The 14,451-nt window shown below is 63.3% G+C and carries 14 protein-coding genes; 7 read left to right on the top strand and 7 right to left on the bottom strand.

Annotated features, from left to right (window positions below; translation table 11 throughout):
- The first annotated feature begins 87 nt into the window (after positions 1–87).
- From BcanWU425_RS24195 to BcanWU425_RS24175, 5 genes are read left to right on the top strand one after another with little or no spacing between them, the layout of a single operon-like run.
- Positions 88–2,484: a TonB-dependent receptor gene (locus BcanWU425_RS24195; RefSeq protein WP_231188603.1), complete on the top strand. Its 2,397-nt coding sequence runs from the start codon at positions 88–90 to the stop codon at positions 2,482–2,484.
- Between the two features lie 2 nt (positions 2,485–2,486).
- A complete protein-coding gene (locus BcanWU425_RS24190) occupies positions 2,487–3,176 on the top strand; it encodes a Fe2+-dependent dioxygenase (protein ID WP_018459256.1) in 690 nt (229 codons plus the stop codon).
- The gene (exbB, locus tag BcanWU425_RS24185) at positions 3,173–4,093 is read left to right on the top strand and encodes a tonB-system energizer ExbB (protein ID WP_085395901.1); all 921 of its coding nucleotides are present in this window, start codon (positions 3,173–3,175) and stop codon (positions 4,091–4,093) included. The genes BcanWU425_RS24190 and exbB overlap by 4 nt, the downstream gene beginning before the upstream one ends.
- Positions 4,094–4,096: 3 nt before the next feature.
- Complete coding sequence (gene exbD / locus BcanWU425_RS24180) at positions 4,097–4,552, top strand: TonB system transport protein ExbD (protein WP_018459254.1); 456 nt, start codon at positions 4,097–4,099, stop codon at positions 4,550–4,552.
- Between the two features lie 9 nt (positions 4,553–4,561).
- On the top strand, positions 4,562–5,377 hold the full coding sequence (locus tag BcanWU425_RS24175; RefSeq protein WP_085352796.1) for an energy transducer TonB: 816 nt from the start codon (positions 4,562–4,564) through the stop codon (positions 5,375–5,377).
- Here BcanWU425_RS24175 and BcanWU425_RS24170 read toward each other — a convergent pair.
- The 7 genes from BcanWU425_RS24170 to BcanWU425_RS24140 all read right to left on the bottom strand — a co-directional run bounded on the left by BcanWU425_RS24170 (position 5,365) and on the right by BcanWU425_RS24140 (position 11,751).
- Positions 5,365–5,787 (bottom strand): hypothetical protein, encoded by a 423-nt coding sequence (locus tag BcanWU425_RS24170; RefSeq protein ID WP_018459252.1) that lies wholly within the window; start codon positions 5,785–5,787, stop codon positions 5,365–5,367. The genes BcanWU425_RS24175 and BcanWU425_RS24170 overlap by 13 nt on opposite strands.
- Positions 5,788–5,849: 62 nt before the next feature.
- Entirely contained in the window at positions 5,850–6,530 is a 681-nt protein-coding gene (locus BcanWU425_RS24165; RefSeq protein ID WP_026233763.1) for a site-2 protease family protein, read from the bottom strand.
- 161 nt (positions 6,531–6,691) lie between these two features.
- Positions 6,692–7,084, bottom strand: a complete 393-nt coding sequence (locus BcanWU425_RS24160) for a GFA family protein (RefSeq protein ID WP_018459250.1) — start codon at positions 7,082–7,084, stop codon at positions 6,692–6,694.
- A gap of 7 nt (positions 7,085–7,091) precedes the next feature.
- Positions 7,092–7,838, bottom strand: coding sequence for an SDR family NAD(P)-dependent oxidoreductase (locus tag BcanWU425_RS24155; protein ID WP_018459249.1), 747 nt, complete (start codon positions 7,836–7,838; stop codon positions 7,092–7,094).
- 15 nt (positions 7,839–7,853) lie between these two features.
- Positions 7,854–8,585 carry an SDR family oxidoreductase gene (locus tag BcanWU425_RS24150; RefSeq protein WP_018459248.1) on the bottom strand — a complete coding sequence of 244 codons (732 nt, stop codon included), beginning with the start codon at positions 8,583–8,585 and terminating at the stop codon, positions 7,854–7,856.
- 113 nt (positions 8,586–8,698) lie between these two features.
- Positions 8,699–10,528 (bottom strand): IlvD/Edd family dehydratase, encoded by a 1,830-nt coding sequence (locus BcanWU425_RS24145; RefSeq protein WP_018459247.1) that lies wholly within the window; start codon positions 10,526–10,528, stop codon positions 8,699–8,701.
- Between the two features lie 122 nt (positions 10,529–10,650).
- Positions 10,651–11,751 carry a LacI family DNA-binding transcriptional regulator gene (locus BcanWU425_RS24140; protein ID WP_085395903.1) on the bottom strand — a complete coding sequence of 367 codons (1,101 nt, stop codon included), beginning with the start codon at positions 11,749–11,751 and terminating at the stop codon, positions 10,651–10,653.
- Positions 11,752–11,952: 201 nt separating this feature from the next.
- Between BcanWU425_RS24140 and BcanWU425_RS24135 the strand changes: the two genes are divergently transcribed.
- Both BcanWU425_RS24135 and BcanWU425_RS24130 read left to right on the top strand, forming a co-directional pair.
- The gene (locus BcanWU425_RS24135) at positions 11,953–13,014 is read left to right on the top strand and encodes an ABC transporter ATP-binding protein (protein WP_204510938.1); all 1,062 of its coding nucleotides are present in this window, start codon (positions 11,953–11,955) and stop codon (positions 13,012–13,014) included.
- 78 nt (positions 13,015–13,092) lie between these two features.
- Complete coding sequence (locus BcanWU425_RS24130) at positions 13,093–14,406, top strand: ABC transporter substrate-binding protein (protein WP_018459245.1); 1,314 nt, start codon at positions 13,093–13,095, stop codon at positions 14,404–14,406.
- The last annotated feature ends 45 nt before the right edge of the window (positions 14,407–14,451 follow it).

Here is a 14,451-nt window from a genome sequence, read left to right as displayed (position 1 = left end):
ATTGACCCGCAATTTTGCGGCCGATACCAACACTCCAATCGCTCATCGAAGTGAATGGGCGAACTGGAATATGGGGCGTGTTTGGTAATGGGGCAGGTGGTCGCACCGAAGTCGTTGCGTTCGGTCGCAGCATTCGATGAAAAGTTCACGAGCGTTTCCGGCAAGAAGGTCTCCGCTGTCGCCGGCCTGATCGCAGCAGCATCGGTGTCGAGCGGCGCGGAGGCTCAGCAGTCGAACCTGCCGCCGGTGACGGTCGATGCGCCGGTCGCGCGTCCGCGCCCGGTGGCTTCGAAGCCGACGGCGGATCAGGTCCGCGCGCGCAATGCGCTTCGCCGCGCCGCGCAGCGGCAGCAGGCGGCGCAGCAGACCGCTCCCACCACGCCGTCCGGCGAGGTTGACCGCAATCCGTATTCGGATCCGGCGGCGCCATACAAGGTCGACCACGTCCAGGCCTCCGGCAAGTTTCCCGAGCCGATGCTGAACACGCCGAAGACCATCACCGTGCTCAGCAAGGAAGTTCTCGAGGACAAGAACGCCACGACGCTGAAGGAGATCGGGCGCTCCACCGCTGGCGTGACGCTGGGGTCGGGCGAGGGCGGCAACGCGTTTGGCGACCGCTTCTTCATCCGCGGCTTCGATGCGCGCAACGACGTCTTCATCGACGGTATCCGCGATCCCGCGGTCTCAATCCGCGAAAACTTCTTCACCGAGCAGATCGAGATCCTGCGGGGCCCCGCCTCGTCCTACGCCGGCCGCGGCACCGCTGGCGGTGCCATCAACATCGTCACCAAGCAGGCGGGCGACGTTAATTTCAAGCGGATGGATACCGAGTTCGGCACCGACAGAACCAAGCGCGTCACGCTCGACGTCAACCAGGTCGTCGATCCGACCTTCTCCGTGCGCGTGGGCGGCCTGTTCCAGGACGCCAACGTCGCCGGCCGCAACTATATCACCGACGATCGCTGGGGTTCTTTCATCTCGACCAAGTACACCCCGACCAACGACATCAAGATCACGACGAACTATGTCCACACCGATCTTAGCGGCTACCCGGATTTCGGCGTGCCCTTCTACAGGCAGGGCAATGTCCCTGTGACGTCGGCGGGCATTCCGCGCGGAAACTGGTACGGCTTCCTCAATCGCGACTTCCAGACCGCACGGCAGGATTTCGGCACCGGAACGATCGAGTACAAGGTCAACGATGCCATTACGCTGACCAGCAAGGTTCGCGGCGAGCACTCGCTGCTGAACTACATCGGCACCTTGCCGCAGAACCCGAACACGACCAGCCCCAATCCGCTGCTCTGGACCACCACGGCCAGCGCGCAGAGCCGCTTCCAGAACGTCGACGTGTGGGCCAACCAGAACGAGGCCACTTTCAAGCTCGTCACCGGAGGGGTCAAGCACACCGCGGTGTTCGGCGTGGAATACGCCAACGAGAACATCTCGATCGACCGTTACACCGGCCTCTCGTCGGAACTATTCGGCGGCGGCTCGACCAGCAACGGAGCGGTCACGGGGGTCAACCTCTACTCGCCGCAGTACACCTACATTCCCTTCAGCAACACGCCATCGCTGGTTGGAAATCCCACGCGCTATGGTGTCAACACCAGCAGCGTCTACGTCATGGACACTGCGAACTGGCAGGACACCATCATTGTGAATGGCGGCGTGCGCTACGACGGCTATAATATGAGTGCGTCAGTCAACGCGCCCCCCGCCCTAAAAATGAACGCCGATCTTGTCAATTACAATGTCGGCGCGGTCTACAAGCCGATCTCGATCGGCAGCCTTTATGCAGCCTATGCGACCTCGGCCAATCCGTTCGGGTCGGAGCTTGATGCGACCGCGACCGATTACGGTGGTGTTCCGCCCAACACGACCGTTTTGCTCGGACCCGAGCGCAACAAGGCAATCGAGCTCGGCACCAAATGGGAGCTTGCCGACCGTCACCTGCTGGTGACCGGTGCGCTGTTCCAGACGACCAAGGACAATGCGCGCGAGACCGTCAACAGCGTGCTGACTTCGGGCGCCGCCTACAGGATCCAGGGCATCGACATCGAGGCCGAGGGCAAGCTCACCGACCGCTGGAGCATTTTTGGCGGCCTGGTGCTGATGCAGTCGAAGGTCACGCAGAGCGGCGTTGCCTCGAATCTCGGTCTGCAACTCGCCAACATAGCCCACCAATCGTTCAGCATGTTGACCAAGTACAAGTTCGACGGCGGCTGGGAACTCGGCGGGCAGGCGGTGTACCGCTCGAAGGTCTATGGCGGCACGTTCGCGGCCAACACCAACGAGTTGCCGAGCTATTGGCGGTTCGACGCGTTCCTCGAGAAGAAGATCGACCAGAACTGGACCATGAAGTTCTACGCCCAGAACCTGACGAACAAGCTCTACTACGACTCGTTCTATCGCAGTGCCGTGCCTTTCGTGGCGGTCGCGCCGGGACGGGCGTTCTACCTCGTGACGACGGCGAAGTTCTGATCATGTTGACGTGCCTGCCTGGCGTTCTGAGCAAGGATGATGTGGCGGATTTCCGCCGCATCATGGACGCCAGCGATTGGGAGGACGGGCGCTCCACCGCCGGCTCGCAGTCGGCGATGGTCAAGCGCAACGAGCAATTGCCGCCCGACAGCGAAGTCGCGCGAAAACTCGGCAACCGCATCATTTCGGCGCTGACCTCGAACCCGCGCTTCATCGCGGCGGCGATCCCGCTCCAGATATTCCCGCCGCTGTTCAACCGCTATGCAGCCAGCAGCGGCCACCATTTCGGCCTGCACGTCGACAATGCCATCCGCGGCGACCGCCTGACCGGCCTCCGCATCCGCACAGACCTGTCGGTGACGCTGTTCCTGGCCGAGCCGGAGGAGTACGACGGTGGCGAACTTGTGATCGAGGACAGTTACGGTTCGCACGAAGTCAAGTTGCAGGCCGGGGACTGCGTGCTCTATCCCTCGACCAGCCTCCATCTGGTCACCCCGGTGACGAGGGGAACGCGGGTTGCGTCTTTCTTCTGGCTTCAGAGCATGATACGGGACGATCAAGCCCGGAGCATGATCTTTGACCTCGACACCGCGATACAGGCGCTGGTGGAACGGCTCGGGCGTGACGATCCCGAAACGGTCAAATTGACGGGTATCTATCACAACCTCATTCGCTACTGGGCCGAAGTATGAAGATCATGTCCTTCCAAGCAAGCCTTGCCGCAGCTCTTGTGCTGGCGGCCGCCTGGCTTGCATCCCCTGTTTCCGCCCAGACACAGGCCACGCCCGCGGCACCGGTCCAGTCGACGGCTCAGCCGTCCCCGGTCGGCCCGGCCCCGGTTGTTGCTCCGCCTGCGGCGCCGCAAGCTGCCGCGCCTGCGGCTGCAAAGTCCGATACTGCAGCCGGCATCGCGCCCGCCATGAAGGAATTGTCGCCCTGGGTGATGTTCATGTCGGCGGACATCATCGTGAAGGCGGTGATGATCGGGCTCGCTTTTGCATCGCTGATGACCTGGACGGTGCTGATCGCCAAGTCGATCGAGCTGTCGATCGCCGCGACCAAGCTTCGCTCGGCGCTGAAGAAGATCGCGGAGGCGCGCTCGCTCGCGGAAGCGCAGATGGCGCTCGGCTCCAAAGCGGGGATCCTGCCGTCCTTCCTGGCGGCGGCGCTGCGGGAGGCGCGGATGTCGGCCGGCCTGTCCAGTGACACCGGCATCAAGGAGCGGGCGGCTTCGAGCTTCTCCGAGATCATGCGCGCGGAGGCGCGGCGCATCCGCGTCGGCATGGGTGTGCTCGCGACCATCGGCTCGACCTCGCCCTTCGTCGGCCTGTTCGGCACGGTGTGGGGCATCATGAACAGCTTCATCGGCATCTCGAAGTCGCAGACCACGAACCTCGCCGTCGTTGCGCCCGGTATCGCCGAGGCGCTGCTCGCCACCGCGATCGGTCTGGTCGCCGCCATTCCCGCCGTCATCATCTACAATTACTTCTCGCGCGTGACGAAGAGCTATCTCGAGCTCGTCAGCCGTGCCTCGGGCGCGGCGGGGCGGTTGCTCTCGCGCGATCTCGACCGCAGCCACGGCAGCGTGCATTCGCGCGCGGCGGAGTGAACCATGGGCGTTTCGCTCGCAGACAATGATGACGACGACGATTTCGGCGAAACGCATGAAATCAACGTCACGCCGTTCATCGACGTCATCCTGGTGCTGCTGATCATCTTCATGGTCGCAGCGCCGCTCTCGACCGTCGACCTGCCGATCGATCTGCCGACGTCGAGCGCGACGCCGCAGAAGAAGCCGGACAAGCCGACCTATCTCAGCATCAAGCCCGATTTGACGCTTGCCATCGGAGAGAACCCGGTCCACCGCGCCGAGTTGATCGGCACCCTCGACGGGCTGTCCGACATGAGCAAGGACAAGTACGTGTTCCTGCGCGCCGATCGCTCGGTGCCGTATGGCGAGTTGATGGGCGTCATGGAGCTGTTGCGCTCAGGCGGCTATTCGCGGGTGAAGCTGGTTGCGCTGGAAGGCGCTCCGGGGGCGCCCGCGGCAGGCGCCGCTCAGCCTTAGAGGCCCGCTATGTCGGACGAGTCCAGACCAGCCCGGACGCTTTGGATTTTGGCAGCGATGGCGGCGCTCGCGCTCCATCTGGGCGGGGCCGCGCTCGCGTTGGCGCACCTGCGGGCCGATGACGCCGATGACGGCCTCGGCGCGGCCGGCGCGGAGTTCGCTGTCGAGATGGCCTCGCCGAAGGCGCCTGACACCGACCTTCCGCCGGGACCGGATAGTGAAGCGATGCAGGAGCAGCAGGCGCTTCCCGAGCAAAAGGCCGAGACCAAGGAAACCGAGCTTCCAAAGGATCAGTCGCAACAGGTCGACGATCCCGATCGGGTCGTCACCGAGAACATTTCGAAGAAGCCGCAGGACGAGGATCCGAAGATTGCGGCGGTCGAAACGCCCGCTGCGGAGGCCTCGCCGAAGTCCGTTGCGACGGCGCGGCAGACGCTCGACGAGGACGCGCGCGAGGCCGAGAAGGCACTGGCGCCCGTGCTGGGCATCGGCAAGGACATTCTAAAGCTCACGGCAGACTGGAATCGCAAGATTAGCGCGCACCTTACGGCCCACAAGGTCAATCCGGAAGGCAAGGAGCCCAACAATCAGAAAGTCAAGGTCAGCTTCGCGATCAACCGACGGGGCAACGTGCTTTCAGTCGACGTTGTCGAGTCGTCCGGGGATGCAGCTTACGATGCGGCCGCGATCTCGATTGTCCGCAAATCCGATCCCATCCCGCAGCCGCCTGCCAGCCTGACCGACGACCGGTTCGAGCGCACCGTCGACATCATCTTCACGCCGCCGGACGCAAGGAAAAAGAAGAAGACGGCTCAGCGCCAGTAGAGCCTGATCCCGACATAGACCACGACCAGGCAGGCGAAGATCAGGGCCACCGGGAGCGGCCGCTTCTGGGTTGCGCCCGCGGTCGCTGCCCGGAAGAAACTGGCCTTCTTCAGCTTCGGTTCGGGGCGGCGGAAAGCGGTAACATTGTCCGCCGCCGGTTCAGCCGCCCGGGGGCGGACGTCAGGTGGAGTTCCCGCGCCGCCCATCTCGGCATAGTAGGCCTTGTAGATGGCGCCGATGGTGGCCTCGGTAGCCTCACCCTCGTTCATCTGCGCCCGCAGGTTCTTGTAGCTCAGGAGGAACTCCTGCGCCTCCGGAGGCAGCGCGGACGACCCGTTGAGCTTGGCCATCATCTTCCAGGTGGCAAAATCGGCGCGAGCGCGGGTATCAGCGCGTCGCGCGATCAGCATATCGGCAGCTTTGACCAAGTCGGCCTCGAGCCCTTCGGCTTGTGTTCGGGTGTGCTGTTCAACTACGTATTGCCGGTCAGAATGAGAACAGCCTGAATCACATAACCAGTCAACGTTCGCAGTATTGCTGAAATAACATCAAGATTTAGACCGAACTGCGAGCCTGCCAGCGGTAGCAGGATCAGCAAGCCGATCAGAATCAGCATCCCGAACGGCTCGAGCCGCGCCAGCGGGAGGGCGAGTGGCCGGGGCAGCAGCCCTACCGCGACGCGCCCGCCGTCGAGCGGCGGGATCGGCATCATGTTGAACACCGCCAGCACCGCGTTGATCAGCAGTGCGTTCTTGAGATTGTCAAAGATCCATTGCGCCGAGTTCGCTGGGGCCCAGGGCAGGGCGTGCAGGGCAAGAGCTGCGGACAGCGCCAGCAGGATGTTGGTGGCGGGCCCGGCCAGCGCCACCCAGACCATGCCGAGTCTGGGGTCGTTGAGCTTGCGGAAATTCACCGGCACAGGCTTGGCATAGCCGAACAGGAATGGCGAATGCGCGAACAGCAGCATCGCCGGCAATATCAGCGTGCCGAACGGGTCGATGTGGCGGAGCGGGTTGAAGCTGACACGGCCGAGCTGCCATGCGGTATCATCACCGAGACGATGTGCGACGAAGGCGTGGGCAGCCTCGTGGAAGGTGATGGCGAGCACCAGCGGCAGCACCCACACCGAGAGGTCATACAAGGAAATGTTCACGGCTCGTCCGTCCCGGTTTGCCTGCGGTCTTGCAGCCGACCCAGCCAACCGGTGGTGCAGCAACGCGTCACCCCAACATAGGGTGGGCGGTCCCGAAATGCCACGCCGCAAATGATCGGCGAGACCAGCGGCCGTGACGTGGAGCCTTGGCGCCGGATGAGCTACGTCGGGATCGTCCCGTCATATCGGATCATGCCGTCCTCGATCGTCACCCAGCCCATCTTTTCGCTGACCCAGATGTGCTCGGTGGGCACAAACGCGTTGCGATCGTCGAAGGTCGCCAGCGCAACGCCAGCCAGCGTGCCGTTGCGCCGCCAGGCGAACAGGCGCGTGCCGCAGCGCTTACAGAACACGCGGTCGATGTTCTCGGACGACGCATAGCGCTCGGTGTCGCCCTCGACAGTCAGTGCGCGCTGGTCGAATTGCGCGCGGGCGAAGTAGGGCGAGCCCATCGCCTTCTGACAGAGGCGGCAATGGCAGATGCGGACGTTGAGCGGCTCGCCCTCCGCCTTGAACCGCACCGCGCCGCACAGACATCCGCCTTCTCGGATCATGGCTGCCTCAATAGGTTGCCCGCCCACCCGAGATGTCGAACACGGCGCCGGTCGAGAACGCGCAGTCCTCGGATGCGAGCCAGCTCACCATCGCGGCTAGCTCTTCCACCAGCACAAAGCGCGCTTTCGGGATTTTCGACAGCATGAAGTCGATATGCTGCTGCGTCATCTGGTCGAAGATCGCCGTCTTCGCAGCCGCGGGAGTCACCGCATTGACGAGAATGTCGTGTGCGGCCAATTCCTTGCCGAGCGACTTGGTCAGCGCGATCAGGCCGGCCTTGGACGCCGAATAATGCGAGGCGTTGGGATTGCCTTCCTTGCCGGCGATCGAGGCGATGTTGACGATGCGCCCGTACTTCTGCTTGAGCATCCAAGGCACGATCGCCTTGCAGACGATGAAAGGGCCGTCGAGGTTGATGCGCAGAACTTTCCGCCATTCCTCGAGATCGGTCTCCCAGACCGGCTTGTTGACGCCGGCGATGCCGGCATTGTTGACGAGGATGTCGATCTTGCCGAAGGCGGCCAGCGTCGCGTCGCGGGCCTGCTCGACGGCCGCGGTATCGGTGACGTCGACCTTGAAGACGCAGGTGTTATCGCCGATTTCCTTTGCCGTCTTCTCGGCCAGGGCTGCATCAAAATCCCAGATCGCGACCTTGGCGCCGGAGGCGACGAAGCGCTGAACAATGGCGCGGCCAAAGCCCTGCGCGCCGCCGGTGACGATGGCGACACGGCCGTTGAGATCGATCTTGTTCATGCCGGGCCTCTGGCGTCAGAGCATGTAGCCGCCGTCGACCACGAGGTCGACACCGGTGGTGAAGGCGCTCTCGTCGCTGCCGAGATAGACCGCCATGGATGCGATCTCGTCGGCGGTGCCGAGCCGGCCCATCTTCTGGCGGGAGACGAACATCTCCTTGCCCTGCGGCCCTTGCGCTGCGGCACGGTCGAGCATCGAAGGCGTCTCGACGGTGCCCGGGCAGATGCTGTTGCAGCGGATGCCCTTGGTGATGAAGTCGAGCGCGACCGCGCGCGTCAGCAGCGACACCGCTGCCTTCGAAGCGCTGTAGACGTAACGGTTGGCCGGCGGCCGCAGCGCCGCGCAGGAGGAGATGTTGACGATGCTGCCGCCGCCGCCCGCGAGCATGTCCGGCAGGAAGGCCCTGATGGTCCGGTGCATCGACTTGACGTTGAGGTCGAACGAGAAATCAAAATCCTCTTCCGAACACTCCAGGATGGTGCCGTGGTGCACGAAGCCCGCCGCGTTGAGCAGGATGTCGACCTTGCCGACGCGCTTGGCGAAGGCGTTAACGTCGGCGGTGCTGCGCACGTCGAGCTTCGCAGTCTCGGCAATACCTTCCTTAGCCAGGCTCGCGATGCCGCTCTCATTGATGTCGGTGGCGATGACGGTTGCGCCTTCACGCGCGAATGCAATGGCGCATGCGCGCCCGATGCCTGCCGCTGCAGCCGTGATGACGGCGCGCTTTCCCTTGAGGCGGTCTGCCATTTGTATTCTCCTCGATTTTCTCAGTGCCGTAGCCCGGATGAGCGCGCGAGCGCGATATCCGGGAGCGGATGTCCCGGGTGTCGCTCCGCTCACCCGGGCTACGTGTTCCTAACTCAGTGATTATCCCGCGCTACGCCAAATGTGCCGGCGACGTTCTGATAGCGCGTAGCGAGCTCCATGCAGGCACCGGTCGACTGCTGGCCGACGGTGTTGCGATAAAGCTCCTGCCACGGCGTCTGGTTCGGCGGATGCTTGAAGCCGCCATTCGCCGCCAGCTCGGCGTGGCGCTTCTTCACCTCGTCGTCGGAGATGAGAATGTTGGCACTGCCCTTGTTCAGATCGACGCGTACCTTGTCGCCGTTTCTGAGGATCGCGAGCCCGCCATTGGCGGCGGCTTCCGGCGAAGCATTGAGGATCGAAGGGGAGCCCGAGGTGCCCGACTGGCGGCCGTCGCCGATGCAGGGCAGGGACATGATGCCGCGCTTGATCAGCGCCGCAGGGGGCTGCATGTTCACGACCTCGGCGCCGCCGGGATAGCCGATCGGGCCGGTGCCGCGGATGAACAGCACGCAGCGCTCGTCGATCTCGAGTGAGGGATCGTCGATCCGCTCGTGATAGTCCTCGGGACCCTCGAACACGATGGCGCGGCCCTCGAATGCATTGAGATCGGTCGGGTTGCTGAGGTAGCGATCGCGGAACTCCTTGGAGATCACGCTGGTCTTCATGATCGCGGAATCGAACAGATTGCCCTTCAGCACCAGGAAGCCGGCGTCCTTCACCAGCGGCTTGTCGTAAGACCAGATCACGTCGTTGTCGGGTTTTGGCGCATTGGCGCAGTTCTCGCCGATGCCGCGGCCGTTGACCGTGACCGCGTCCTCGTGGATGCGCTTGTGCTTCATCAGTTCGCGCACCACGGCCGGCACGCCGCCGGCGCGGTGGAATTCCTCGCCGAGATAGAAGCCGGCCGGCTGCATGTTCACCAGCAGCGGCACGTCGTGGCCGACCTTCTGCCAGTCGTCGATGGAGAGCTCGACGCCGATGTGGCGCGCCAGCGCGTTAATGTGGATCGGTGCGTTGGTCGAGCCGCCGATCGCCGAATTGATCACGATGCAGTTCTCGAACGCCTTGCGGGTCAGGATGTCCGAAGGCTTGAGGTCTTCCCAGACCATGTCGACGATGCGTTTTCCCGTCTCGTAGGCGATCTGGCCGCGCTCGCGATAGGGGGCGGGGATCGCCGCACAGCCCGGCAGCGAGAAGCCGAGCGCTTCCGCGAGCCCGTTCATGGTCGAAGCGGTGCCCATGGTGTTGCAATGGCCGACCGAGGGCGCCGATGACGCCACGATCTCCATGAATTCTTCATAGTCAATCTCGCCGGCGGCGAGGCGCTCGCGCGATTTCCAGACGATGGTGCCGGAGCCGGTGCGCTCGCCATTGTGCCAGCCGTTCAGCATCGGCCCGCCCGACAGCACGATCGCGGGCAGGTTGACGGTCGCCGCCGCCATCATGCAGGCCGGCGTGGTCTTGTCGCAGCCCGTGGTCAGCACCACGCCGTCGAGCGGATAGCCGTAGAGGATTTCGACGAGGCCGAGATAAGCGAGGTTGCGGTCGAGCGCCGCGGTCGGGCGCTTGCCGGTCTCCTGGATCGGATGGGTCGGGAATTCCATCGCAATGCCGCCGGCCTCGCGGATGCCTTCGCGGACGCGATGGGCAAGCTCGATATGGTGGCGGTTGCAGGGGGAGAGGTCGTTGCCGGTCTGCGCGATGCCGATGATCGGTTTGCCGGACTGGAGCTCGGCGCGGGTGAGACCGTAGTTCAAATAGCGCTCCATATAGAGCGCGGTCATGCCCGGATTATGCGGATTGTTGAACCATTCCTGCGAGCGGAGGTGGCGGCGAGCGCCGTTGCCGGCGGGGGCATGCCCATTGGTTGGTTTTTTTGTCATTGGTTTCTCCTGCAATGCAAACGCACTGGCGTCCGTTTTATGGTATCGGCTTGTGCGATGCCCAACGGCGCGAGCGACGATTTGCCTGCCCGCTGGCGGGTCGTTTCCTCACAAATCCGATACTAGTCATGGCCACTTGGTAACGCTACCATTTTGTTCGCAACACCCCCGCCTGAAACGGCTGGCCGGTTGTCGGAACGCCGGGCCGACGAGCTTTGCCGCTCGATCACCTTGAAGCCGAGATCGAGCACCGGCTGCTCCGGACGCCGTCCGTCGATCGCGTCGATCAGCATGCTGGCGGCCGTGTTGCCCATCTCGTAGCGGTTGGTGCGCACGCTCGTCAAAGTCGGGACGGCGGAGGCCATGAATTCGAGATCGTTGAAGCCAACGATCGCGATCTGTTCGGGGATCGCGATCTCGCGGCGCCTGCATTCGAACAGCACACCCAGCGCGAGGTCGTCATTGGCGCAGAACACCGCGTCCATGCCGGGCTCCCGCGCCAGGAGATCGGTGAACAGGGCGCCTCCGAGCGTTACCGAGGTCGGAGTCGCCGTGGTGACGACGAGGCGTTGGTCGAACAGTCCGGCGTCTTTCATGGCCGAGACGTATCCGTCGAGCCGGCGCTGCACCCGCGGATCCATCCGTGCGCCGACGAAACCGATCTTGCGGTGACCTTGCGCGAACAGATGCGCAACCGCCGCACGGGCTGCGTCATAGTGCGAAAAGCCGATCATCATGTCGATCGGATTGGGTCCGATCTCCATGATCTGCACGATCGGGCAGTCGGCGGCATCGAGCATTGCGCGCGATTCCGTGGTCTGGTCGATGCCGGTGACGATCAGCCCGGCCGGCTTCTGCGCAAGAAACAGCCGCAGCAGCTTCTCCTCCTGGAGAATACTGTAGCGTGTGTTGGACAACTGGATCGAGTAACGGCTGTTTTCGGAGGCGTCGTAGATGCCGCGTAGCACGTCGGAGAACACGTTATTGGTCAGCGACGGAATCAAGACACCGATCACCTCGGTGCGCTGCGAGGCCAACGCGCGCGCCGCCAGGTTCGGTACATAGCCGAGCTCCCTGGCTGCGCTCTCGACCCGGGTCCGTTTGGCGAGCGACAGCGCCTCGGGATTGCGGAAGAAGCGGGACGCTGTGATCGGGCTGACGCCGGCGAGCTCGGCGACTTCCGCCAGCCGGATTTTGCCTGACTTGGTGCGGTTTCGACCCATTTGCTGCTCTTAACACACTCAATGTCGCAAACAAAGGAACGTTGACAGCGCTACCAGCACGGACTAACCAAAGACAAATTGCCAAAACCGCACAAACTGCCGACAATGTCGCCCGCTAAGGTTGGGCTTCGCTCGGTGAAGTCTGAAAAACAAGACGGTCGCGGCGCGAGATGCGTCGTGGACTTTCGAGGAGGGAGCTAGATGTCGTCTGTGCAAATCCGCGACGTGCGGAAATCGTTCGGCAATTTTGAAGTCCTGCACGGCGTTTCGATTCCGATCGAGGACGGCCAGTTCGTTGTCCTGGTTGGCCCCTCCGGCTGCGGCAAGTCGACGCTTCTGCGCATGCTCGCCGGTCTCGAGAACATCACCTCAGGCACGATCTCGATCGGCGACCGCGTCGTCAACAATGTCCAGCCCAAGGAGCGGGACATTGCGATGGTGTTCCAGAACTACGCGCTCTATCCGCACATGACGGTCGGCGAGAACATGGGCTTCTCGATGAAGCTGCGGGGCGAGAGCACCGAAGAGATCAACAAGCGCGTCAAGCGCGCCGCCGAGATCCTGGCACTGTCGCCGCTGCTCGAACGCTATCCGCGCCAGCTCTCCGGCGGCCAGCGCCAGCGCGTCGCCATGGGCCGCGCCATCGTGCGCGATCCGCAGGTGTTCCTGTTCGACGAGCCCTTGTCGAACCTCGACGCCAAGCTGCGCGTCGCGATGCGCACCGAGATCAAGGAGCTGCACCAGCGGCTGAAGACCACGACGGTCTACGTCACCCACGATCAGATCGAGGCCATGACCATGGCCGATAAAATCGTGGTCATGCATGACGGCATCGTCGAGCAGATGGGTACGCCGCTCGAGCTCTACGACAAGCCCGAGAACCAGTTCGTCGCCGGCTTTATCGGCTCGCCGTCCATGAACTTCCTGAAGGGTCATGTGCGGGTCAACGGCGTTGCGATCTTCGAGGGGCCGAATGGCGTCAAGCTGCCGCTCAGGAACGCGCCGGCGGCGTCCGACGGGCGTCCTGTCGTTTACGGCGTGCGTCCCGAGCATTTCACCATCGCTGACGACGGCGCCGATGCCGAGATCGTCGTGGTCGAGCCGACCGGCTCGGAAACGCAGGTGTTTGCGAAGCTCGGTGGTGAGCAGGTCGTCGCGGTCTTCCGCGAACGTCACCAGTTCAACCCGGGCGACAAGGTCAAGCTGAAGCCCGATCCTTCCGTGATTCATCTGTTCGACGAGGCGACGGGCAAACGCGTATAGCGACGCCAAAGAACTGCCAAGCAGAACTGCCCCAATACAAGACGACCCAATACAAATATAAAATTTAGGGAGAGAACGATGAGCGATTTCGACAGGCGAAGTGTGCTTAAAGTCGGTCTGGGCGGCGCGGCGCTGCTGGCCGGCCCGGGCATTGTCCCGGTACGCGCGGCGGAGTGGACCAACACGCCCGAGCCGAACGCTTCCATCCGCGTCTTGCGCTGGAAGCAGTTCATTCAGGCCGAGTTCGACAAATTCGCCGAGCAGACCAAGGCGTTCTCCGAGAAGACCGGCGTCAAGATCAAGCTCGAGGCCGAGAGCTGGGAGGACATCCGCCCCAAAGCCGCGGTCGCCGCCAATGTCGGCGCCGGTCCCGACCTGATCATCGGAACGCTCGATGATCCCCACAAATTCCCGGAAAAGCTGATCGACATGACTGACGTCGCCGACTATCTCGGCGCGCAGTATGGCGGCTGGTACCCGGTTGCCGAACGCTACGGCAAGAAGGGCAACAGCTGGATCGCCATTCCGCAGGGCGCGACCGGCGGCTGCCTGAACTATCGCGTTAGCCACGTGAAGGCCGCCGGCTTCGATGAATTTCCCAAGGACACTGCCGGCTTCCTCAAGCTCTGCCAGGCGCTGAAGAAGAACAACACGCCGGCCGGCTTCGCGCTCGGCCACGCCACGGGTGACGCCAACGGCTGGTGCCAGTGGGCGCTGTGGGCCTTCGGCGGCAAAGTCGTCAATGAAAAGAACGAGGTCGTGATCGACTCGCCGGAGACGATCGCCGCGCTCGAATACGTCAAGCAGCTCTACGAGACCTTCATCCCCGGCGTGCTGTCGTGGAACGACTCGAACAACAACAAGGCGTTCCTCAACGGCGAGCTCAGCCTGACGCTGAACGGCATCTCTATCTGGACCGTCGGAAAGAACTCGACCGATCCGAAGCAGCAGGAGATCGCCAAGGACATGAACCACGCGCCGATGCCGATCGGTCCGGTCGGCGTGTCGACCGAGCAGCAGAACGTGCTGGTTTATTACGGCTACAAGCACTCGAAGTATCCGAAGGCGGTCAAGGAATACATCAAGTTCATGATGGACAAGGCGAACTACGACGCCTGGGAGGTCTCCTCCAACGGCTACGTGTCGCCGCCGCTTCCGGCCTACAACGACAACCCGGTGTGGACGTCGGATCCGAAGATCACGCCGTATCGCGACTGCCTGAAGCGCTGCCGCGACAACGGCTATGCCGGCGATCTCGGCTATGCCTCGGCCGCCGTGATGGGCGACTTCGTCGTCGTCGACATGTTCGCCGAGGCGGCGTCGGGCTCCGTGACGCCGAAGGCGGCAGCCGCACGCGCAGCCGAGCGCGCCAAGCGCTACTATCAGGTCTGATCAGCTCCAATCTACGCGGCGTCCGGTTCGCCGGACGCCGCGACT

Origin of the sequence: Bradyrhizobium sp. WU425, assembly GCF_021052305.1 — a bacterium.
Classification (GTDB): domain Bacteria; phylum Pseudomonadota; class Alphaproteobacteria; order Rhizobiales; family Xanthobacteraceae; genus Bradyrhizobium; species Bradyrhizobium canariense_D.
The sequence above is the reverse complement of the archived record's forward strand: the minus strand, read 5'-3'. Positions and strand labels throughout refer to the sequence as shown.

Coding starts and splice junctions, on each gene's coding strand:
- BcanWU425_RS24195 (WP_231188603.1), top strand. CDS start 88: ATGGGGCAGGTGGTCGCACCGAAGTCGTTGCGTTCGGTCGCAGCATTC.
- BcanWU425_RS24190 (WP_018459256.1), top strand. CDS start 2,487: ATGTTGACGTGCCTGCCTGGCGTTCTGAGCAAGGATGATGTGGCGGAT.
- exbB (WP_085395901.1), top strand. CDS start 3,173: ATGAAGATCATGTCCTTCCAAGCAAGCCTTGCCGCAGCTCTTGTGCTG.
- exbD (WP_018459254.1), top strand. CDS start 4,097: ATGGGCGTTTCGCTCGCAGACAATGATGACGACGACGATTTCGGCGAA.
- BcanWU425_RS24175 (WP_085352796.1), top strand. CDS start 4,562: ATGTCGGACGAGTCCAGACCAGCCCGGACGCTTTGGATTTTGGCAGCG.
- BcanWU425_RS24170 (WP_018459252.1), bottom strand. CDS start 5,787: ATGCTGATCGCGCGACGCGCTGATACCCGCGCTCGCGCCGATTTTGCC.
- BcanWU425_RS24160 (WP_018459250.1), bottom strand. CDS start 7,084: ATGATCCGAGAAGGCGGATGTCTGTGCGGCGCGGTGCGGTTCAAGGCG.
- BcanWU425_RS24155 (WP_018459249.1), bottom strand. CDS start 7,838: ATGAACAAGATCGATCTCAACGGCCGTGTCGCCATCGTCACCGGCGGC.
- BcanWU425_RS24150 (WP_018459248.1), bottom strand. CDS start 8,585: ATGGCAGACCGCCTCAAGGGAAAGCGCGCCGTCATCACGGCTGCAGCG.
- BcanWU425_RS24145 (WP_018459247.1), bottom strand. CDS start 10,528: ATGACAAAAAAACCAACCAATGGGCATGCCCCCGCCGGCAACGGCGCT.
- BcanWU425_RS24140 (WP_085395903.1), bottom strand. CDS start 11,751: ATGGGTCGAAACCGCACCAAGTCAGGCAAAATCCGGCTGGCGGAAGTC.
- BcanWU425_RS24135 (WP_204510938.1), top strand. CDS start 11,953: ATGTCGTCTGTGCAAATCCGCGACGTGCGGAAATCGTTCGGCAATTTT.
- BcanWU425_RS24130 (WP_018459245.1), top strand. CDS start 13,093: ATGAGCGATTTCGACAGGCGAAGTGTGCTTAAAGTCGGTCTGGGCGGC.